This is a genomic window from Flammeovirga sp. AWQ4_249 (assembly GCF_056161045.1).
On record NZ_JBSWYJ010000014.1, the window covers coordinates 35452 to 58020 of the forward strand.

At 31.3% G+C, this 22569-nt stretch carries 11 protein-coding genes; 9 read left to right on the forward strand and 2 right to left on the reverse strand.

Annotated elements, in window-relative coordinates:
- Positions 1-2 precede the first annotated feature (2 nt).
- The 8 genes from ACXAHM_RS12430 (at position 3) to ACXAHM_RS12465 (ending at position 19479) form a co-directional block, all read left to right on the forward strand.
- On the forward strand, positions 3-1451 hold the full coding sequence (locus tag ACXAHM_RS12430; RefSeq protein ID WP_474960766.1) for an OmpA family protein: 1449 nt from the start codon (positions 3-5) through the stop codon (positions 1449-1451).
- Between the two features lie 64 nt (positions 1452-1515).
- Complete coding sequence (locus tag ACXAHM_RS12435) at positions 1516-3210, forward strand: TonB-dependent receptor (RefSeq protein ID WP_474960767.1); 1695 nt, start codon at positions 1516-1518, stop codon at positions 3208-3210.
- Positions 3211-3221: 11 nt separating this feature from the next.
- Positions 3222-7835, forward strand: coding sequence for a hypothetical protein (locus ACXAHM_RS12440; protein ID WP_474960768.1), 4614 nt, complete (start codon positions 3222-3224; stop codon positions 7833-7835).
- On the forward strand, positions 7835-9922 hold the full coding sequence (locus tag ACXAHM_RS12445) for a fibronectin type III domain-containing protein (protein WP_474960769.1): 2088 nt from the start codon (positions 7835-7837) through the stop codon (positions 9920-9922). The genes ACXAHM_RS12440 and ACXAHM_RS12445 overlap by 1 nt, the downstream gene beginning before the upstream one ends.
- Before the next feature lie 4 nt (positions 9923-9926).
- A complete protein-coding gene (locus ACXAHM_RS12450) occupies positions 9927-10562 on the forward strand; it encodes a hypothetical protein (protein WP_474960770.1) in 636 nt (211 codons plus the stop codon).
- A 12-nt stretch (positions 10563-10574) separates the two neighbouring features.
- The gene (locus ACXAHM_RS12455; protein ID WP_474960771.1) at positions 10575-14972 is read left to right on the forward strand and encodes a fibronectin type III domain-containing protein; all 4398 of its coding nucleotides are present in this window, start codon (positions 10575-10577) and stop codon (positions 14970-14972) included.
- An 8-nt stretch (positions 14973-14980) separates the two neighbouring features.
- Positions 14981-18448 (forward strand): hypothetical protein, encoded by a 3468-nt coding sequence (locus tag ACXAHM_RS12460; protein ID WP_474960772.1) that lies wholly within the window; start codon positions 14981-14983, stop codon positions 18446-18448.
- A 185-nt stretch (positions 18449-18633) separates the two neighbouring features.
- Complete coding sequence (locus ACXAHM_RS12465) at positions 18634-19479, forward strand: hypothetical protein (protein ID WP_474960773.1); 846 nt, start codon at positions 18634-18636, stop codon at positions 19477-19479.
- 112 nt (positions 19480-19591) lie between these two features.
- Here ACXAHM_RS12465 and ACXAHM_RS12470 read toward each other — a convergent pair whose 3' ends face one another.
- Both ACXAHM_RS12470 and ACXAHM_RS12475 read right to left on the reverse strand, forming a co-directional pair.
- The gene (locus ACXAHM_RS12470) at positions 19592-20473 is read right to left on the reverse strand and encodes a cation diffusion facilitator family transporter (protein ID WP_474960774.1); all 882 of its coding nucleotides are present in this window, start codon (positions 20471-20473) and stop codon (positions 19592-19594) included.
- Between the two features lie 2 nt (positions 20474-20475).
- The gene (locus tag ACXAHM_RS12475; RefSeq protein WP_474960775.1) at positions 20476-21681 is read right to left on the reverse strand and encodes an Nramp family divalent metal transporter; all 1206 of its coding nucleotides are present in this window, start codon (positions 21679-21681) and stop codon (positions 20476-20478) included.
- Between the two features lie 222 nt (positions 21682-21903).
- Between ACXAHM_RS12475 and ACXAHM_RS12480 the strand changes: the two genes are divergently transcribed.
- Positions 21904-22467, forward strand: a complete 564-nt coding sequence (locus ACXAHM_RS12480; RefSeq protein WP_474960776.1) for an outer membrane beta-barrel protein — start codon at positions 21904-21906, stop codon at positions 22465-22467.
- The last annotated feature ends 102 nt before the right edge of the window (positions 22468-22569 follow it).

Sequence of the window (22569 nt, forward strand, 5' to 3'; positions counted from 1 at the left end):
TAATGAGATATTTGATCATACTATTTTTATTGTCAGCAATAACCTCACAAGGACAAACAGTTCAAACTTCTCCTCTTTTACAATTTGTGTATCCAACTATTTCGGCTGCTGAAGCTGGAATTAATACTGAAGCTTACATTTCAGTTTTTCATGAAAATAAAAAAATAGCTGAGTCCATTTCTATTCAAAGCAACTCTTTGGTTTTGGGTTTACCTTGGATTAATAAAGCTAAAAAGTATCAACAAGGAGGCTTCCAACTTTATTATTTAAATGAATCCACAGATAACCTAATTGGAACGAATAGAAATGAAATTGGAGGTAGTTGGGCTTATACAGTAAGAATACATAAAAATCATGATCTATCAATGGGGATAGGTGTGGCTTGTTCTTCAATCAATATGACTGCATCTGGATTAACAACGGGAAGTTTGTGGGATCCAATTTATGGTTTTGTGCCAGATGGACAAATTAATGAAACTGAACTGGATTATAAAAATACTTATACAAGTATCAATGGGAGCTTATTGTGGTCAAGTTTAGATAGATACAGTCGAGGGAAACATAAAATTGGTTTGAATTTATATCACTTAAACAAACCAAAAGGATCTTCTTATTCTTCAATTGATTATTTACCTATTGGGATGAGTATTTCTACAGAAGTGACTTTTTGGCTCACAACTCAATTATCCATTGAACCACAAATCATTTATGTTTTCAATCATCAAGATCATAGTCTTCAATCGACGCTTTGGGGAGCATTCCATTTTTATAATGAAAACCCAACGGATCCTATTACGTCAGGGTATCTAAAGGCAGGGTTCACCTATCAATCACAAGGGAATATAGGATTAGGTTTTTCATTAGAACAAGACAAATATGAACTCGGCTTTTATAATTTTTTCTCAACTTCAGATACTCCACTGCCACAATCTACTTTTCAAGTGGGTTTGAAATTAAAGAAGGAAATTATTCAAAGAAGAAGAAAAAAGGAAATATATTATAAGTCTACCGCTACAAACTCTGCTAAAGGAAATCGGAAGTATAGAGCTTTCACTTCGTCTGAAAATTCATTAGAACAAACTCCTCTAGATGAAGTGCCTGATGAAAAAGAAAGTGAACCTATTAAATATATATTACAATATAAATTTAATGAGACTAGACTTACAAAAAATTCTCAGATGCAACTTGATTTTACCGTTAAATTATTATTACAAAACCCAAAATTACAACTGAAAATTGTAGGACATAGTGATGATTTAGGAACTGAAAAAGTCAAGGCTAAAGTGGCTTGGGAAAGAGCAAAAAAAATACGGGATTATCTATGGTCAAATGGGGTCGAAAAGATGAGGATTCAAACTTCTGCAATGTCAGATAAACAACCCTTAGTAGATAACGATAATGAAGAAAATAAAGCAAAAAATAGAAGAGTAGAACTCTTAATATTTGAGTGATAAGACAGCTTAATGATGTACAATGAAACGATTCAAAAAATTAACTTACATACTATTTCTACTAATGTTACAAAATACATTTTCTTTTAAAGCACAACAATTAGATAAAATTGGAAGTAAAAATCCCCTTAAGATAAGTGGTGGATTATCATTTAATCAAACCATGTATCAAGCATGGAATAAAGAAGCAAGTAGGGACCCTTATCGTTATATTTTGAGTGGTAATATCAATTTTGATCTTTACGGATTTTCTATGCCTTTATCGTTTAATTATTCCAATCAACAGTTTAATTATACTCAACCTTTTAATCAGTTTTCCCTCTCTCCAACATATAAATGGATGCAATTTCAGATTGGTTATGGGAGTATAAGCTTTTCTCCATATACCTTAAGTGGACATACTTTTTTAGGAGGAGCAATTAATGGAAGCCCAAATGAGCGATGGGATTTTTCGGTAATGTATGGAAGGTTAAGAGAAGAGACAAAAAGTAATCAAGAAACAGGTAATCCGGCACTTTTGAGGAGAATGGGTATGGGTTTTCAAACGAATTATACACATGTATCAGGTAGTTTGGGAATTTCTTTTTTTCATGCTGAAGACGATCACTATAGTATACCTTATGATAGTTTAGGGAATACAATTAGCCCAGAAGAAAACGTTGCATTTTCACTGAACTTTGATCAAAGAATAATTGAAAATCTTTCAATTCATAATGAATTAGGGGTGTCTATTTTGACCTCTAACAGTAGGGCTAAAAAAGTTAAGAATAGTAATTTTTTGAATTGGATAATGCCAAGTAGAACCTCTACGGCTACTTATTTAGCTTTCAATTCTAGTTTGAGCTATACCATAAAAGGTTGGAATATTGGGTTAAATTATGAACGAATTGGACCAGAATATAGAACATTGGGTAGTTATTATGCAAATAATGATCTCGAAACATTTAGTACTAATTTAAGTGGATCACTCTTTAAAAGTCAACTACAATTCGGAGGAAATTTTGGTTTACAAAGAGACAATCTTTCGGGAGAAAAGTTAAGCGAAATGGCCAATTATAATTATGCATTAAATCTAAGTTATCAAGTAAGTAAAACCTTTAATTGTACTATTAATTACTCTAACTTTAGATCATTCACTGTGATTAGAAATCAGTTTGAAGACATTAATGCATTAGACCCACATACTCCAATTGATACTTTGAACTATACTCAATTAACAGATGCTGCAAATGTAGGATTGAATTATAGAATTTCTAATAATAAGGTGATAACTCAAAATTTTTCATTGAATTTGAATTATCAAAAAACAGCTGATCAGCAAACAGATTCTTTACAACAATGGAATAACAGTCAGTTTTTTAATGCCTCATTTAATTGGAGTTGGGCAAATAAAAATCATGATGTAAGAATGGGATTAGGAGTAAATGCTAACAAAAGTATTCCTTCTCCTGAAGTGAAACCCACGATGACAATTGGCCCTTCATTTTTACTTTCAAAAAGTATTATGGATAAAAAGGTAAAATTGAAATCTAATTTTTCAATGAATCAAAGTAGACTAGATGATACAATTCAATCCACTATATATAGTTGGAGAATTGGGGCGAATACAAGCCTCAAAAAAGTACATGCTTTGAATATGTCTGCAGTTTTTATTAATCGAGGTGGTAATAGTAATGTAAAAAACAGAGTGAGCGAAATAACAGTTTCTCTTTCCTATAATTACAGCTTCTCAAGTAATACAAAAAATAATAATCAATAAATAAGAGAAAAATGAAAAAATATTTAACACTGTATTTTCTCTTATTACTCAGTTTTGATGTTCTAAGTTCAGAAATACACCCGCCCACAAAAAAAAGTTTTCAGAAAATTCGCTCATTTGATGTAGGCGTACCTTCAAGAATACTTCATAAGAAAGAACATGGAAATTTAGAAAATGACACTTATGATATTACCGAAAAAGAAGCTAAAATTCTTTCATCTTATCAAACTGTCATTGATGAAAATTTATTGATCAACTTTTTTTCTCAGGAAGATATTATCTCACTTCCTATTGGTATTAAAAAAACAGTTGCGGATAAAGATTTTATAATCGTTATCGATAATGTAAGAATTACTCCTTTGGGAACTTTTGTCAATGTTGGATTGGTCATTGACTTTCCCGAATCTGATAATAAACTGGTATTTGGAGCTTTTAATGTTGAATTTAGCCAAGAAAGAGGATTCGGTGGAGTAGGTAAGTTGGCACTTCTAAATGACCATCGAATAGCCCTGTCGGAATCGATTACATTAGATTTTAAAGGTTTTCAGAAAGGAGGACAAACACATATTAATTGGGGTTGTGATGGATATCAAAGTATGGCTTTAGATTTTGATGTTGTATTTGATTCAACTATGATAAGGCCTGCAGATCAGGAAGGAAATTTAATTAAAGGAGAAAAGATAAAAGCAAACATAAAAGCTGAAATTGAATCTTTTGATGAACTTATTCTACAGGTAGATTTGCCCAATTTTAGATTAGGTCCTGATCATGATAGGGGTTTCACTTTTTGTGCAGAAGATGTCATTTATGATCAATCAGATACTTCAAATGGAAATGTTACTTTTCCTGAAAATTATCATTCATCTGATTTTATTGGACAAGACCAAAATCTATGGAAAGGTTTTTACATAAGACGGGCAATGGTAATGTTACCCTCAGAATTAGATAAGGTTAGGGGAATGTATCAGACTAATGACACTGTTTCGTCGAACAATTTAAAAAAATATTCTACGACAAGAACAAAGATACAAGTGAGTAATTTGATCTTGGATAAAAGTGGTGTTTCTGGAAATTTTCAAGGGCATTATTTATTGTCTTTAAAAAATGGAAAGGTAGGAGATGGGTGGGCTTTTTCTATTCATAAAGTTGAAGTTGAATTATTAAAAAATCAATTTCAAAAAGCAGGATTTGACGGTCAATTACAATTACCTATTTCTGAAGATTCAACAAGTACTCTTGATTATAGTGCTGAAGTAGGAGTTGATGGTCATGTAAGGTTTTTCACTGCTATAAATAATGAGCTTCAATTTGCTCCTTTTGGAGATAGAAGTGAATTACGAATTGATAGAACTGGAATAACTTTAGAAATTGTTGATGATCAATTTTTAGGTGGAGTCCATTTAGATGGCAAAATGTCTGTCGCAGATAGTAAATCTGATTTAGAATTAGTGGGAATAGACTTTCAGCAATTAACTATTTCAACACAAGCTCCCTATTTATCAGTAGAAGTTTTTGGTATTAGTTCTGAATATCTTGATCAAAAAGTACTAGGTAAAACATTGCAGATTAATGAATTGTCAGTGAGTGATCAGGAGGGACGATTTACATTAACTGTAGAAGGCAATGTTTGCCTTCATTCAGATTCTGAAGCCTTTGGAGGCGGTGGTCGATTTGACGTAATAGCAAAAAATGATGAAGAAGGATGGCGTTATGATAGAACCGACATATCAGGAATTTCTATAGATGTATCTAAAAAAGACACCTATGATATTAAAGGTACTATACATGTCTTAAAAGATGACCCAGTTTATGGGGATGTTTTTATAGGTGTAATAGAGGTGAAAATTGGACCTTTGACAAAGAGTGATGGTCTTGGAGCAGAAGGGACCATATTATTTGGTAAAAAAGATGGACATAATTATTGGTATGTAGATGCATTAATAGTATTGCCGTCACCAGGTTTAACAGTAGGTACATTCTCATTCTTAGGGTTTGGTGGGGGACTTTATTATGGTATGGAACGAGCCACTTATGCCAATAATATTGATAAGTCAAGTATGGTAAAATCAGCTACAGGTGGGGTTTATCTTCCAAATTCGAAAATTGGTTTAGGGTTAAAAGCTATTATTATTTTTTCTATACCTAATGAAAATACATTAGTAGCTGAAACAACCTTTGAAATGAGCTTTTTCAAAAGAGGAGGAATTCAAAAAGCAATTTTTGTAGGTTGTGCAAACATTATGAGTGGTGTAGCTAATGCATTAAATGATAGCGAATTAGCAAGTTTAGTGGAGAATGACACGGGAAATGAATCAGTGAGTTCATCTTATGATTGTGCCTATATTAGCCCTGAATCAGCACCAATTTTTGCTAGTTTGATTGTTGAATTAGATTTTGAAAATGGTGTTTTTCATGGTGAATTGAATGTTGTTATAAATGCAGGAATCATTGAGGGAGGAGGTTTAGCAGTTATTCATTTTGAAGAAAATTTATGGTATATACATATAGGAACCAATGAAAATCCAATTTACCTTTCTCTATTAGGTGCAGTTGAAGCAACGTCTTATTTTATGTTAGGCCACAACATGCCGGAGGGTTTTAAAGCACCTGATGAAGTTGCAGAAATTTTAGGATATGACCCAGAACCTGAAGGAACACAAGAAAGAGATCTTGAAGCGCTTTCTTCAGGGCAAGGAATCGCCTTTGGTTCTTCTCTGCATATTCAAACTGGAGAAATGAGATTCTTGATTTTTTATGCTCAACTCCAAGTAGGATTTGGTTTTGATGTTATGCTAAAAAATTATGGATCTAGTGCTGTTTGTCTTAATACCGGAAAAAGGATTGGGATCAATGGTTGGTATGCACAAGGGCAGATGTATACCTATATAGCTACCCAAATTGGAATCAAGGTAAACCTCTTTTTTGTGAAAGGAAAGTTTGAAATTATTGACGCAGGGTTTGCTGCTTTATTAAAATTCAAAGGACCGAACCCAATGTATGCGTATGGAACAGTTGGAGGGTACTTTAATATCCTTGGAGGTCTTGTTAAAGGAAATTGTCGTTTTGAATTTACTCTCGGAGAAGAATGTAGAATAGGAGGTTCAAGTCCATTAGGTGGAATAGAAATTATAGCTTCTATGTCACCATTTAATGATACAGAAAATGTAGACGTATTTGCTGTACCTCAGATTGTATTTAACGTTCCTATTGAAGAGGAAATGACATTATTAGACCCAAATACTGAGCGAAAAAGGCAATACAAACTTCATGTAAGATCAATAAAATTAAAAGATAGTAGTGCAAGTGAAGCTGCAGGTGATCTGATTTGGAATGAAGATCATACAACATTAGTTTTTGCACCACACAGTATGTTGAAAAATGAAGAAGAATATACTTTTGAAATAATACTAGATTTTCGTGTGAAAAAAGGAAATGATTGGGTGGAAGTGAATAGTGATGACGTCTTGGGAAGAACTGTCAAATTTAAATCAGGGAAAAGACCTGATAAAATTGATTATGAAAAAGTACAATTTGCTTATCCATTAGAGAAACAAATGAACTTCTACAAGCAAGAAGCTTCTGAAGGATATCTTGAAATGAAACAAAGTGGATGGGATTATTTATTTACAATAGAAAATCCTGATGAATGGGATGTTAAAGTAAGATTTACATCATTAGAACAGAAGGTTGAATATAGTGAGGTTGATTATAATGATCAATTAAAAAAGGTAGCATTTAATATTCCAGCATCTTTAAATACTAATACTATTTACTCTCTTGAAATAGTACATATTCCAAAGGTAAATTTAGATATTGATCAAAATGTAAAAGAAAACAGTTCTGACCTATCATTTAACAATGTTACAGAAAATGAAACTTCTGTAGAATTGACAACAAGGGATATTGAAGGTGAGACGTTAGAGAATAAGGATGAAAAAATTATTTATCATTCAACATTTAGAACAAGCTATTTCTCCACATTCCATGAGAAAATGTCCAATTTAAATATTGGAGGGGCAATAACAGGAATTTTACCTTATTCATTAAGAAAACAAATGAAAGTCTTTATCCCTACTTATTACAACGAAACACTAGATCGAGCAGAATTAATTGGTAATGAAAAAACAAGTTCTCTATTAACTTTAGAAGTTGATTTTTCAGATCCATTTTACAAAGAATATATTAATCCTTTGATTTATTCAGATTATCCACTTTATGGGGCAGAATTAAGTTGGAGGACTGAAGATGAACATTATGGTTGGGTAAAACCTGATAAAGCCGTTTATATTTATCAAAATAGTGAGGGATATATTGATTTAAGTAATGATGAAATTGCATCTGGTATACTCGAGAATCATGATGGCTATGAATTGATTTATAATCCCGATTATGTTATTGGAAGAGATTATAGAGATTTTCAAACAGCATTAGAAGACTTAGCAGCTGAAGGAAACCTTGAAATAGAAAATGAATTTGATAGAAAGATTACCAATATCATTCGATCAGGAGTTACAGCACCGTCTCTGATACAAGGAGTCTATCATGTATTAATGAAATATACATTACCTGGAAAAACTTCCCCAAATTCTATTTATAAAATGCCACTAACTAATGTAATACAATAATGAAACAAACACTTCTATTCATTTTTCTATTCCTGAGTTTAGAATCTGTCATCGCACAGGTAAATAACAAAAATGAAAATACGATTCATCTTTTAGGTAAAGTAAATGAAAATTCTATTGAATTGAGATGGGCTCCATCGGATCCAATTAGTTGGGAATTGCTCAATAAATATGGTTATCAACTTGAGAGAATTACAACTTACAGAAAGGGTAAACTTTTAGAATCAACAGAAAAAATAATGCTTTGGACCGATAAAGTAAAACCAGAACAGGAATGGTCAAAAGTATATCAAAATGATACAACAGATAAATATATCCCTATTGCAGCCCAAGCTCTTTTTGGAGAAAATTTCTCTATTTCAACGATGAATCAAAGTTCTTCTGATAGTGAATTGATGCAAATTATTAATCAAGTGAAAGAGAGAGAAGCAAGGTTCACTTATGCATTATTTTCTGCAGATCAATCAATGCGTGTTTCAAAGTTATCAGCATTATCTTTTGAAGATAAAAACATAAAAAAAGGAGAAAGGTATTTATATAGAATTCATAGCTTGGTTCCTGATTCTATCCATTCAATTAAACATGGAAAAGTACAATTAGGTTTACATGATTATAAACCATTACCAGAACCATGGAGAGTCAATGCTTCTTATAAAGAAGGACGTACTACAATTTCATGGGATTGGTTAATGCTTAGTGAAATTTATACCTCTTATTGGGTACAAAGAGCTGAGACTAATCAAGAAAACTTTAAGGACTTAATGTCTTCAGCATTTGTACAACCATCCATCAATAATCCATCTCCAAATATGGTGTTTATAGATACACTAGGAAATAGAGAAGGTACTTTTTGGTATAGGGTAAAAGGTAAAGATGCCTTTGGGAAATGGGGGCCATATTCGAAACCTATGAGAGTAGAAGTTTATCCTGAAATGAAATACATTCCGGAATTAGAAGCAAAAGAGGATAACAGAACAGGTAGTGTGCTTTTATCATGGGATGTTGATACCTTAAAAACTATTGGTGTAGATCATTTTAAAATTATTAGAGGTGAAACAGATCAACAATTCGATACTTTGAAAGGCATTTTTCCACCTATAAGTGGTTCATTTATTGACCTTGGTCCCAATGCTTCAAATTATTATAAATTGGGAGCTGTCAATAAAAAAGGAAAGATCAATTGGTCTTTAGTTTCATTTGTACAATTAGAAGATAGTATTCCCCCTTCTATTCCAATAGAATTAGCAGGAAGGATTGATTCATTGGGTAATGTTCAAATTTCATGGAAAAAAAATAATGAATCTGACTTTTTTGGATATCGAGTTTATAGATCAAATAAGCCAAATGACCAATTTCATCAACTGACGAAGAAAGAAATTTTTGATAATCATTTTGAAGACAAAGTGAGCCTTAAAGTATTAAATAAAAAAATATACTATAAGATTATGGCAATTGATAAAAGGGGAAATCCGTCACAACTTTCTGATCCATTGATTGTAAATAGACCAGACATCATTCCACCTTCTCCTCCTGTAATAACACAAACAAAGAATACTTCAAAAGGCCCTCAATTCCATTGGTTACCCAGTGCAAGTAAAGATGTAGCTTTTCATCTTATTTATAGAAAAGAACAGAACATAGAAAATAGTTGGGAATTAATTTTTGAAGCTGAAAAAGTAGAAAATGAACAGGTTTTTATTGATTCCACAGTAGTGAATTATGACCACTATTATTATTTAATGGTCGCTGTAGATGAGAGTGATTTAGAATCAGTTCCGACAAAACCAATTGGGCTTCATAAATTGGATTCAAAAATTAGAGCTGGAGTGGATAATGTATCCATCAAAAGATTAGAAAATAGTTTATTGATTAATTGGACTCTTCCTCCATTCCAATGTAAATCTATTGACATCTATCGCACTCATAATGATGGGCCACTAAGACATTTTAAAAGAGAAACCAAAAATCTTACACAAAGTGAGGATAAAAATGTCAAAGATGGGGAACTCTATATGTATCGAATCAGAGTAAACTATGAAGATGGAACCACCTCTGAATTTAGTAAACAAATAACTTATAAATTTTAAATCAATGAAAAAATTAACGATTCTAATTAGCATACTTCTTAGTCCTTCATCAATTATTTTTGGTCAATCAAAACTCCAAAAAGGAAACTTTTATGTGAGAGTACATACCGAAGATTGTTTTCAGATTGACGATTCAGATTGCCTAGGAAATCATCGAGATGTTACTATTGATGAGTACAGCTTTTGGAAAGAAGAAGGTGAACATAGCTTTATTTATTTACAAAACCTTTACATAGGTGAATATGAGAATGGAGAATGTAATCTAGATAAAACTCATTCTTCACAAAGTACGATCAATTATAAATTGATACCCTATGAAAATAATATTGCTTTCGATACAACTTCTTATTGGGAAAGAAAATGTACAGTTTCTCTCAATTGGTATTACTGTGAAAATGAAAAACCATTTTTAGGTTATAGAAACAAGATTCCAATGCTTTATGCCCCTCATTTATTTATTGCTCTTCGTGAAGATTTTTATTGGAATTTAAAGTTTAAAAACGGCCAAACTATACAGATTAAGAATAAACCTTCAATTCATTTCGAATTGCTTCAAGACCTAAGTTCTGCTGAAGTAATTTCATCTACTCTAAAATCAGAAGTGTTTATTAATAATATCAAGCTAACAATCTCAAAATAACGGTTCAAAATAATGTCTTCAATACTGCAAACGATTTCTAGGATTTCTATATTTATCTTTTTAGTACAATTAAGTTATGGGCAGAATTACCCTGTTCAAGTTTCTTTATCGATACAAGCGCCTTACCCGGTAAAATTGTCAGAGTATGCAAACTCTTTTAATGATAAATTACAAGTTCAAGTATTATCAAAAGACTTAACAATACCTGAAATTCCCATAAAGTTCAGCGTACGTATTGAGAATACACATCGTAGATTGCAATTAGAAACAAACAATAATTTTCAAGTTTCACCAATCCATTTATTAGCAGGTGAAAATACAATCTATTCTTCAAGTGAAATTGGAGATTATTTTCAATGGAATAACTTACAAGTGAGCAAGGGAAATGGAACTTCAATTCAGAATTCTGGAGGAACATTACCAGATGGGTACTATATATTTTCAATAGAAGTTTTAGAATATTATACAGGACGAAGAATTTCAAATATTGCTCAGTTTTCATGTTATATAGTTCAAAGTGACCCACCCCTTTTACTTTTACCCATTGATGAAAGTAAAGTAGAAGCATTAAACCCTCAGTTTGTCAATTTTTCGTGGAATCCTAGGCATTTAGCGTCTCCTAATAAACCAATTAATGTAACTTATAGATTTCAAGTAGTAGAAATTTTAAGAGTAAACCAGACTGCCGGTGATGCCTTTGATTCTACTTTGCCAATTATTGATGAAGAAGGTTTGTTTAGTCCATCTTATCAATTAGGGCCAATTGATACTCCACTTTTACCTGGGCAAAAGTATGCATGGAGAGTACAAGCCTATGATGAAGATGAATTAGGTCTCATAAAGAATGAGGGTTGGAGTAGTCCTCGATTATTTCAGTTTGGAGATGCTTGTACAATTTGTGAACAATTTTCTATTGCTAATACAACATATAATAGAGTTGAATTGACTTGGATTGGGGAACTAGCACATGAAAACTATGAAGTGAAATACCGTAGAATAGCATCAGATGAAGAAGATCCTTTACCATGGAAAACGATGGATTTTTTAACAGAAGTAGGTGTTGTTAAATTTTTAAATGAGAATACAAATTATGAATTCAAAATAAGAGGAGTCTGTTTTGGAAATCGATTTAGTGAATGGTCTCCGATAATATCAGGTACAACAGAAACTAAACCTCAAACGACGTATTCATGTGAAGCAGGAGTTACAGAAATTACATTTAGTAATGAAGAAAAATATATGTTTCCTCTTGTTCCAGAAGAAGAATTTAGAGCAGGTGATTTTGATATTATTGTAGTAGAAGACGACTTGATTAATGATATGCATATGGGCAATGGTGTCATTCGAATTCAAGCATTTAATAATGTGTTTTTTTCTGTCAAGTGGGAAGATATTGATATCAATACAGATTTTGTATTGACAAATGGTGAGGTACAAGTGGAAGGTGCAGATACAGATATTGTACCGGAGGAAATAGCGAACCTTATTGCTGAAGGACTTGAATTGTTAATTGACGGAGTAAAGCTTATTGAGAATGTTTATGCTCAATTACCAGAAGATTTAATACAAGAATATGCAGAAAGTAAAGAAAATATAATCGTTAATAAAGAGGAGTTAGGTGATGTAAAAGAAGCATTAAATGAAGCAAAAAGAAAACTTAGAGAAGCCGAAGATGAAGGTGATGAAGAAGTAATCGAACGACAAAAGAGTATTGTCAATGATTTAGAAAATCAGAAAAGTGATAAAAAGAAAGAAATTAAAGAGGCTAAGGATAGGAAAAAAGATGCAATAAAAGATATCCTTGACTACATAAAAAAGGAATTAATGTTGGGAGTAAAATATTTTGTACAGTTCTCTAATGGTGTAAACAGAACAATCCAAGCTCCTGAATCTAGTAAACGGAAATTTGCAGACGATACAATTATTGCAGGAGATAGTCTACTTGCTTTTTTAGAAAAATTAGAAGGAGTGTCAACTATTGACCCTGAAGTTGCTCGATTAGTCACTTTAGCTTCTAAGGATAAAAGGACAAGAGACGTTTTTCTTCAAGATATGGAAAATGTCATTAATCATATCGTTGGATTAATTAATATAGATTTCAATAAAAATGAAATAGATCCTCTTGGTCCTGCTGAAGACATTAAATTGATAATGAATGAAATGGATGCTCATCTAGAATTGTTATCAGAAATCTATACTGTGGAAAGTATTCCTGAGGCAATTGAAGCCACAAAAATATCAGTATGGATTTTTAATTCTTTGTTTGAAGAAATAACAGAAGGTGTTGGAGAAGGTGTAATTCAAGAGGGTAGTGATTGGGCAGAACAGCAAAGAATATTTTTTCAGCCAAATGAAAATACGATATATGGATTTGATGGTGGTGGTAGAGAAGCTGATCAAAATGCGTATGTATTAGTTGAATTTGATAGTGCAGAAACGTATACTATTCCTTGGGTAGCTGCAAACGGCCAAGAAGAAGTTGAGGTTGCCTTTTCAGGAGACTCTGAGGATGTTTTTTTCCAAAGTAGTGATGGAAATATGACCTCAGAACCTTTAGAGAATACGATCAAACTTGCAATCAATGATTTAGAAAAATATACCGAATGGCAAGCCTATAAATATATAAATGGTATACCTCAGATTCTGGGTAAAATTAATATTCAACCCTATGAATTGAAAGAATATAACATTACGTTAGTTGCAATAAACAATCAGCCTTTACCAGACCCTACTATTTTAGAAAATTACCTTAATACAATTTATGGAAAAGCATTAATTCATTGGAATGTTAATCAATATAGGATTGATTTAAAATTACCAAATTCTATATGGGATATTTCAGAAGCAGATAGTTTAATTGAAGTAAGCAGCTCAAATGTTTTATCAGGTTATACTAAAGAACAGAAGAAAATAATAAAGTATTTCAATAAAAATTACGAAAAGCCGAATGATAAAGAGTTTGTCCTTTTTTATGGAAATGCATCTTCGCTGTCAAATGTCAAAGGATTCATGCCTCTGTCAGAACATTATGGATTTATCTTTAACAATGGAGATTTACCCACTCTAAGAACGGCTGCACATGAGTTAGGACATGGTGCTTTTGCACTTCAACATCCATTTGAACGTTACCCTGAAGCACATGAACTAAAAGAAGGGCAGACCAAAAACCTAATGGATTATGCATCTGAAACAAAACTATGGAAGTGGCAATGGGACTTGATTCAAGATCCTCCTCCAGTAATGGGTATGGAATACGATGATGAAGAGGGCATGAATGAGGAAGAGAATTTAATAGCATATATGGAAAGAATATTATCGGAACATTTTGCAAATTCCTCAATTAATTTAATGGTATACGCCCAAAAATGTTCGGCAGATTCAATGACTCAAAATGTGATTGCTCAGGATATCGAAAATAATCTAATCATTCCTTATATATCTGAAGGTGTCAAACTGTTATTTGTATTTACTAAATCTGATTTAGGGATTTCTAAAGAGAATTTTATTACTCAATCAATACATAACTATGACCAAACAAACTCAGTTTTAGAAACGTTTGAGATAGAATTTGATTCAGCTCATAATCATGGCCTATTTATTTATGATACGTTTACACCGCTTGAAATTGAAGTCAGAAACTGTACTTCTTTTCTTAATTACTACCCAATTGAATTTAATTATTGTATTGATTCACTCAATAAAGAATTCGTTGATATTTTAATTGCTTCATCAAAAGATTGCTTTGATAGTTCAGAAATAGCACTTATCTCAGATCAAGCAAGAATTGCTTTAGAAGAATTGTTGAAACAGTCTCTTGATAGTATCGTCATTAATTCTAATGAGAACTTTGCCATTCGATCTAATTTGACCAATAATTCTTATCAAGATTTAGATGAAAAGAATACTGAATTACACGAAAATATAAAGACTTACGCTTTACCAATTGATGTAAATATTTTATATGAAGATGTTCAGAGCGAACTTATTCAAAAGAGTAATATAAACTATAATTTCCTTATTCCTGAAAATCCATTTTTTGCTGAATTGAGTTCAAAATTTGAAAGCTATTTTACCTCATTTCAGAATGAAAGTATTGAATCAGCGAGGTTTACTATGGCAAAAGCGTCACAAGAAGAAGTACTTTTTCATGATTTGAAGAGAAAAATTGAATTAAACCTTACGGAGGATATTGTTTCACTACTAGAAAATGTAGAGGAAAATCAAAATAAAGAAAAGGTATTAGAATATCTTATCGTTGAATTAAATCTTTTTTATGGTAATCTAAAAATAGAATGCTTTGGAGAGCATGATGAATTATTAATAAAGATGATAAATAATGGATTTCCTATGGAAGATATAAGGTTGCTATCATCCGATTTATTTACAAGAACAATTAAAAAAAATTTCTAAGTAACATCATGAAACTAATAACTATTGTACTCATTTTACTTATTTGTTTAAATACATTTAATGTTATAGCTGAATCTTCTGGTAATGAATACCCCCAAAGATTAAAAAAGTTGATTGATGCTCAAATAGAAAAAAATGAAGAGTATTTGTTGAAGGGAGAAATAGATAAGTTGAACTTTATTATTGATGGTTATTCAATTATTAATAACGATTCAAATTATATATTTAAAAACTCAATTCTTGACGAAAGTATTCTTTCAAAAACTTCACTAGAGAACTATAATACCCTTTTAAGGAATATTAGAATAATGGACCAAAAAGTGTTTCCATATGTTGTTTTAATTCCACCATTTCCACAATTGCTTAGAAATGATATTGATATAAATTCTATCCAAATTGAGGAAGACTCTTTAGCATTAGATATTTCAAAAAAACTTTATAAAGTTAAAACTGAAAATACTAAATATCCATTGTCAATACTTACGCTGTCAAGTATGCTTCAGATAAATGAAAATCATAAAGTGTCTGCAGTTCCCTATAATTATATTTATGCCAATACACCATTAAATAACTTATTATCAGAAAGCAAATCTATTGTAGACTTTCAATTAGACCATCATTTGAAAGAAATGAAATTAATGTATAATACAAATCTGGTCTATAATTTATCAGATTATTATGCAGTGATTTTAGACAATTTCAAAAATTATGTTGAATTAATAAATGCCGAATCCTCTTATTATCAATTTTCTTGTGATCAAATAATAGCAGACGTCGAAAGAGAAGATATTATAGAAGTAGCAACAGAAGAGTATCAAAATGTGGGTATTCAAAAGATCATCGAGCAATTACAACAGATGATGAGTTCTGATAAGTATACCTATTTAGAATTGCCTAAGGAATCAAGCGGATACATCTATACAGATGATGATAAAGAGAAAATAGAAGATGTAATTGATGAAAAATTAAAAGTTTACAATAAAGTTGTGGGTAAAAAAATCTTTGCCCTAAATATTACGGTAGACTTTTTTATTGCAAGAAAAAATAGAGATTCTTTTTCTGTTACATTATATGAAAAAATTAAAGATGAATTTAAAGATATAGACCAAACGACGACATTATTTCTTGAATTATATTTTTCAAAAAATGAGAAAGGTTCTTTAAAAAATTATAACTGTATTATTCCTATGTCATTTGTATTGGGATTTGATGCAGAAAACATAAAACTTGGATTAGGAGATAAACTTCTTTCAAATAATAAGTTCAATGTGAAATTTGTAGATGTTTATTGCAATGTATTAAAGCCAAGTATAGAATATAGGTATTATCTAAAATTTACCACTGAACCTATTTTTTTACAATTTACACACGAGAGTTCGAGGAAGTATCCATTTATATATGACTTAGAAATTTACTACGATAAAGTAACTTCTCAAAAAATAGATATTGCCAACAATATTCTCAAACAAATAAATGACGAGAGTGAAAATATAGATCCTGATCGGTTTGGAAATCAAGAAGATTACTATGCTTTTTTAGAGGATTTAAAAAGAACCTATGAAGCAAAGAAGAATGAATTGATAGCCTCCTCAGATAGAGGTCTTTTTGACTTAACGACAAATGGATTAGATCATTTGCCAATGGGTTGGGAGAGATATCCAAGTCAATTGAGAGAAGGCTATATTCCTAGAGGACATAAGGCATATATAGCTTCAAATTTCCACTTTTCAAATCAATCAAAGTTTGTTGAAGAGTATTTGTTGATTATAGATTTTTTAAAATCAGATTTGGTTGGTGAAGATGATGGTGGGGAGATAAGAAATTTAGGGTTAGAACACTACTATAAAATTGATGGATATAAGGTCTTTGATAAATATATATATGGTTCATTAGATATTATTTCTTTTGTTCCCATTTTAGATACAGGTTCTGATATTTTAGGTTTCATCTATGCCTCTGCAAGGGGTGATGAATTAAATATGTTTGCTTATGGAACCGGAATTACAATAGTTGGGATTGGTGGAGTAGCACAAGGTTTGAAAATTCCATTAGGAAAAAGTGAGATCTTAGCAGTTTTAAAAAATAACCATCCTAAAATATATTATAAAGGCCAATTATTTAAAATTAACTCAGAAATTTATGTGAGATTTTTCTTGGACTACTTGAAAGGTAATTTTAATCTCAATACACTGAATCCTCTTACTCCACAACTAATTATTGATCAAGGAAATGCTATAGGCTTATATAACCCTTGGGCAAGGCTTCATGCATTAAATTCTCAGAAAGATGAAATCCAAAAACAACTTCTGAAAATAACTGGAGAAGAAAGTGCAAGACGTTTTGTCAAAAGAGTAAAAAGAGGGAGAATGAAAGTGACTTTAGATGATTACAAAAACTACTATAACATAAGTGACGATGTATTTTCATCAATCAAAAATAAGTATAATAATGACTTAAAGTTACAGCAGCACTTTGAGGATTTACTTGTCGATGCGACTGAAGGTAAAACAGCGGTATTGGCACTTTTGAAAAACTATCCTACAAATAAAATTGATCAACTTGTTGAAAAAATTAATTCACTAGGGAGCCAAAAAAGGAAGTTTTTAATTGATTGTAATGCTTCAGATGAATTATTAGAAGCTTTTGTAAACGACATCGAATTAGTAGATAGTTGGGATTTATTGAAGATGTATTTAGGGGATAAAGCAGAAAAGCAATTATCAATAGATATATTAGAAATTGTAAAAAAAGATACTAATGATATTGATTACATGCATATTATCACCCCGAATGATTTAACTATGGCTAAAAAAAGATATGTTGAGATGATCAAGATTTATTCAGGTTCATGTAAATCATGTACACTTAAAGGTTCAAAATATTTACCCAACAACCCAAAAGATTTCTTTAATGAAGTAGCTTTTCTTACCAAAAAATTTAAGGATAAAAATGGTATTTCGATTTTTAATGAAGCAAAAGGAGGCTATCAATCTCAAGAAGGGATATGGCATACAATGAAGCAATTAAAAGAAATAGATATTGATATCGTGGAAAAGCTTGATGATAAATTTACAGGTGTTGGATTACCTTGTATAAATTGTAAATATGATGTGAAATTAATTCAATCACGTTCCAATAAAATAAAGTTTATTGAATATAAGTCTAAAAATGATGCTTCCAGTATAACATTAAGCCAATTTAAAAACTATCTATCCCAAATTTCTGATTTAAATGAACTAAATTACGTATTTAGTAGTTCTAAAATCTCTTTAGAAGAGGCTAGAAAAGGAATTGCAAATGTGATTAAAAATAATGCTGCTGATTTATGGGATTTGAATCCAGATTTATTTTTTATGAAAACAATAACATTAAATAAAAAGAAAATTAGCTTAGATAGTAAAAAGACCTTAATAGAAGTGTCTAAGCAAGATTTTTTTTACATAACAGAAATTTTAGATTTTATAATTGTTAAATGATTTATTTAAGAAAAGAAAAACTAACTGACATAGCAAACAACTATGAATTCATTCATCAAACTTTATTTTATCAAAAAAAAGGAAGTTTAGAATTGTATATTGTAGAGAAAAATAAAAATCATAATTATTCATTAGACTCAAGACTTCTAAATATAAGTTTTAATCTAAACACTAATACTTTTTTAATGTTACTAGATACCGGGAAAGCCTTTCTTATATCCAATAATTATGAAATAAATTCACTAAGAACAGAATTGAATTTTACGAGTAATTTCTTTTTTGAAGAGCATCTTATTTTTAATAAAGGAGGTTTGTTTGATAGTACAAATGGTATTTATTCCTTAAATGAAAATAAGATTTATTTTGAAGTTGAAGATTTAATTGGAAGAGATATCTTTTTAGATAAAATATTTCAAGAAGATGATGGAAAAGTAATTTGTAGAGAGATCTACCAAGGTCTTATTCTATGGGAATTTTCCATGGAATCCTATGATTTCTATGCTATAAATGAATATGGTCGCATTCCACTCAATTTATTGGTATTTTTAGGAGTATATGAAGAAGTAATCTATTTCATAGCAGATAATGAAATAGTAATTGGTTTAGATATTCACACTGGTGAAGAGAAGTTCAATGAAGCTCATGAATGTTATGTTGGAGTATTGTCATATAATTCTAAGTTGGACAAAAAGAATGGCTGTATTTTTTCCTTAAATGCCTACCACTACTTTGAGATTGATCTGAAAACTGGATTTACAAAGGTGTATGATATCTCCTCTTCATTTACTACACATAAAGTAAGATGTGATCGCTTTGGAAGTTGGGATGAACACTATATTTCATTTTGGGAAGGTGGCAATGTAAACAGATTCGGTTTATTTGATAGAATCCAAAAAGAGATTATTTGGAGTGAAGAAGTCGCAGAAGTAAAAGATTGTGTACCAGGGATTTTAAGTGTAAAACATGGAGGGAATAAGTTTTTTGCTTATGATATCAATAATACGTTACATGTTTTTGAACGTAAAGAATAGCAATGCCATTATACTTGAACTTCTAGTAACTTAGTTCTTCATTTTTAACTCTTTCTTTTTCATTAAAAAAAGCACCTAACAAGATGATGCTAGATGCTTACAAAATATAACTTTAAGCAGTTGGTTCAAGGTGAATCATTACTTCCATAACATTTGGAATTTGATCCTCGATTTTTTCTTTGAGAAGATGTACTCTATCGTGACCTTCTTTGACTGAAATTTCTTGGGGTACTCTTGCATGTAGATCTATGAAATAGAACATGCCTGATTTACGAACAAAACATTTTTCAATACTATCAATCTCTGGAAGATGATTAGCAATTTCTTCTACTTTGTCTGTGATAGTGTTATAAACTTGCTTATCTAAAATTTCATCCAAAGCAGGTCGAATAAGTTTATAACTATTATAGAAAATAAAACAGGCAGCAAACAAGGCCGCATAATCATCAGCATTAACATAATCAGGACCAAGGTATAGGGAAAGTGAAATCCCCACAAAAGCACTTAATGATGTTATAGCATCGGCTCTATGATGCCATGCATCTGCTTTTAAGGATGAACTATTTGTTTTTTTTGCCTTTCGCATTACCCATTGAAAAGAAATTTCTTTCCATAAAATGATAGGACCTACTACATAAAGTGTCCAAGAAGCAGGCATTTTATGAGGCATATATATATTTTCTATACTATCATGAGCAATTAAACAACCAGAGATAAATAAAAGACTTCCTACCAAAATAGTAAGAATAGGTTCTATTTTTCCAAAACCATAGGGATGATGTTCATTGGGCTTTTTTAAGGCATACTGTATACCAAACATCACAATAATAGAGGAAACTATATCTGTAGTTGATTCTATAGCATCTGCAATTAATGCATAAGAATTACCAATTACTCCGGCAGTACCTTTTATACCCGCTAAGAAAATGTTGCCGACAATACTGAAAATGCCAGCCTTAAGAGATTCCTTTTTATAATCTACCGCTTCTTCCATTTCTATAAGAATAATAATAATACATTCAAGACAATGACGATACTGGCAAATAAATATAAAAGGTATTTCTCAATTCCCTTATTTGTGAATTTACCCATGACTCTTTTGGATGAAGTAAGGTAAATTAGTAATATCACTGTAATTGGTAATTGTAAACTCAACATCATTTGTGAGTAAATCAACGCTTGGAATGGATCACCAATAAAGAAGATCAAGATCATACCTCCTAGGATAGTAATTAAAACACCAATCTTAGAGGTTTTGTCACTACTGTCATATTGTTTTTTATACAATCCGGCGAAAACAGTTCCTCCTGCCATACCTGCGGTCACAGATGAGGCTACACCTGCAAATAACAATGCAATAGCGAAAATTACTGAACTTGCTTTACCAACAACAGGTTCTAACATTTTTTCAGCCTGGATTAAATCTGTAATTTCAGTATGCTGATAAAATGCAGCGGCAGCTACAATGATCATGGCAGAGTTGATAATCCAACCAATAATCATAGTAACCATTGTGTCTTTAAATTCAGATTTTAATTTTCCTTGAATCACTTCTTCAGACTTATTGAAATATTCTTTTTGCTGGATTATATCAGAATGTAAAAATAAGTTATGTGGCATCACTACAGCTCCAAGTAAACCAAGAATCAAAATACCTGAATCTTTAGGAATAGTAGGTACGAATGAAGAAATTGCAGTTGCAGTCCAATCAACGTCGACCAAGTTTAATTCTACAATAAAAGCAAAACCAATAATTGATACCATTCCTACAATCCAAGTTTCAATCTTATTGTAGGATCGACCAAATAACGCTGTAATGACGAGAAGGCCACAAATGACTGCTCCAGCTTTTATTGGGAGACCAAAAAGCATATTTAGTGCTATTGCTCCACCTAGAAGTTCTGCGAGTGAAGTGCATATTGTTGCAAATAGTGCGGAAATTATCCAGATCTGTTTCCAAGGTTTTCGGGTGTATATACCAATGGATTCGGAAAGACAATGTCCACTAGCAATTCCTAGATGAGCGGCATTGTGTTGGAAAACAATAAGCATAATGGTGGATAAAGTAATTACCCAAAGTAACCCATAACCATAAGTACTACCAGCTTCTACGTTAGTTGCCCAATTGCCTGGATCAATAAACCCAACGGTTACCAACAAACCGGCACCTATATATTTAATTTTATCTTTAAAATTTCCCATTTGAAAGAAGAGATCGTATAACTGAAAGAATTGTTATTTAAAATAAGGATATAATTGTTCTTATACTAGTTTGAAAATCAGATAGATTTCACAAAGTGCCTTTTTTATTATAGAAAATGCTTAAACGATAACCATTATTTGTGCTTTTTGAATTGGATTTTATATAAATACTGTATTACAATAGCCGTTAAAGAGTCTAGTTATTCAAATTAATCACATATCATGAAAAAATATTTATTTTTATTACTAGGCTCATTATTATTTCTTTCAGTTAATGCTCAAGCTCAATTCTATGTAGGTGCATCTGGTGGTAACTCATTCTTAAATCATAACTTAAAAAGCATCGAAGGCGATAACTTTAAAAAAGTTGACGACAACATGGGTAGCTGGAAAGTATATGGTGGTCTTGGAAACAGATTCTTAGGTGTAGAAGGTGGTTATAGAAGCGTAGGTTCTATGACGAACGGTCATGACACTAATTCATATGGTACTAACATTTCTGGTTGGGATGTAGCAGCAAAAGGTACAATTCATATCGGACCATTCTTTGGTTTCGCTAAAGCTGGTGCTTTCTTTGGTTCATACGAAGATAAGTATGATGCAAATATCTATGAGTACAAAGATACTTCATTTATGTGGGGTGTAGGTGCAGGTGTTTTACTAGGTAAAACTTTCGAAATCCGTATGGAATGGGAAGCACTTAACTCAAGTAAGGAAAACAAAATCTCAACTTTATCTCTAGGTACTGCAATTCACTTAGGTGGTGGTAAAAACAAAGAGTCATAGAAATAAGATTTTATATATATATATGAAAAACCGTCTCAATTCATTGGGACGGTTTTTTTTATTTTCTTTAATAGTATAAAGCTATCCTTTAAATAAAAAAAT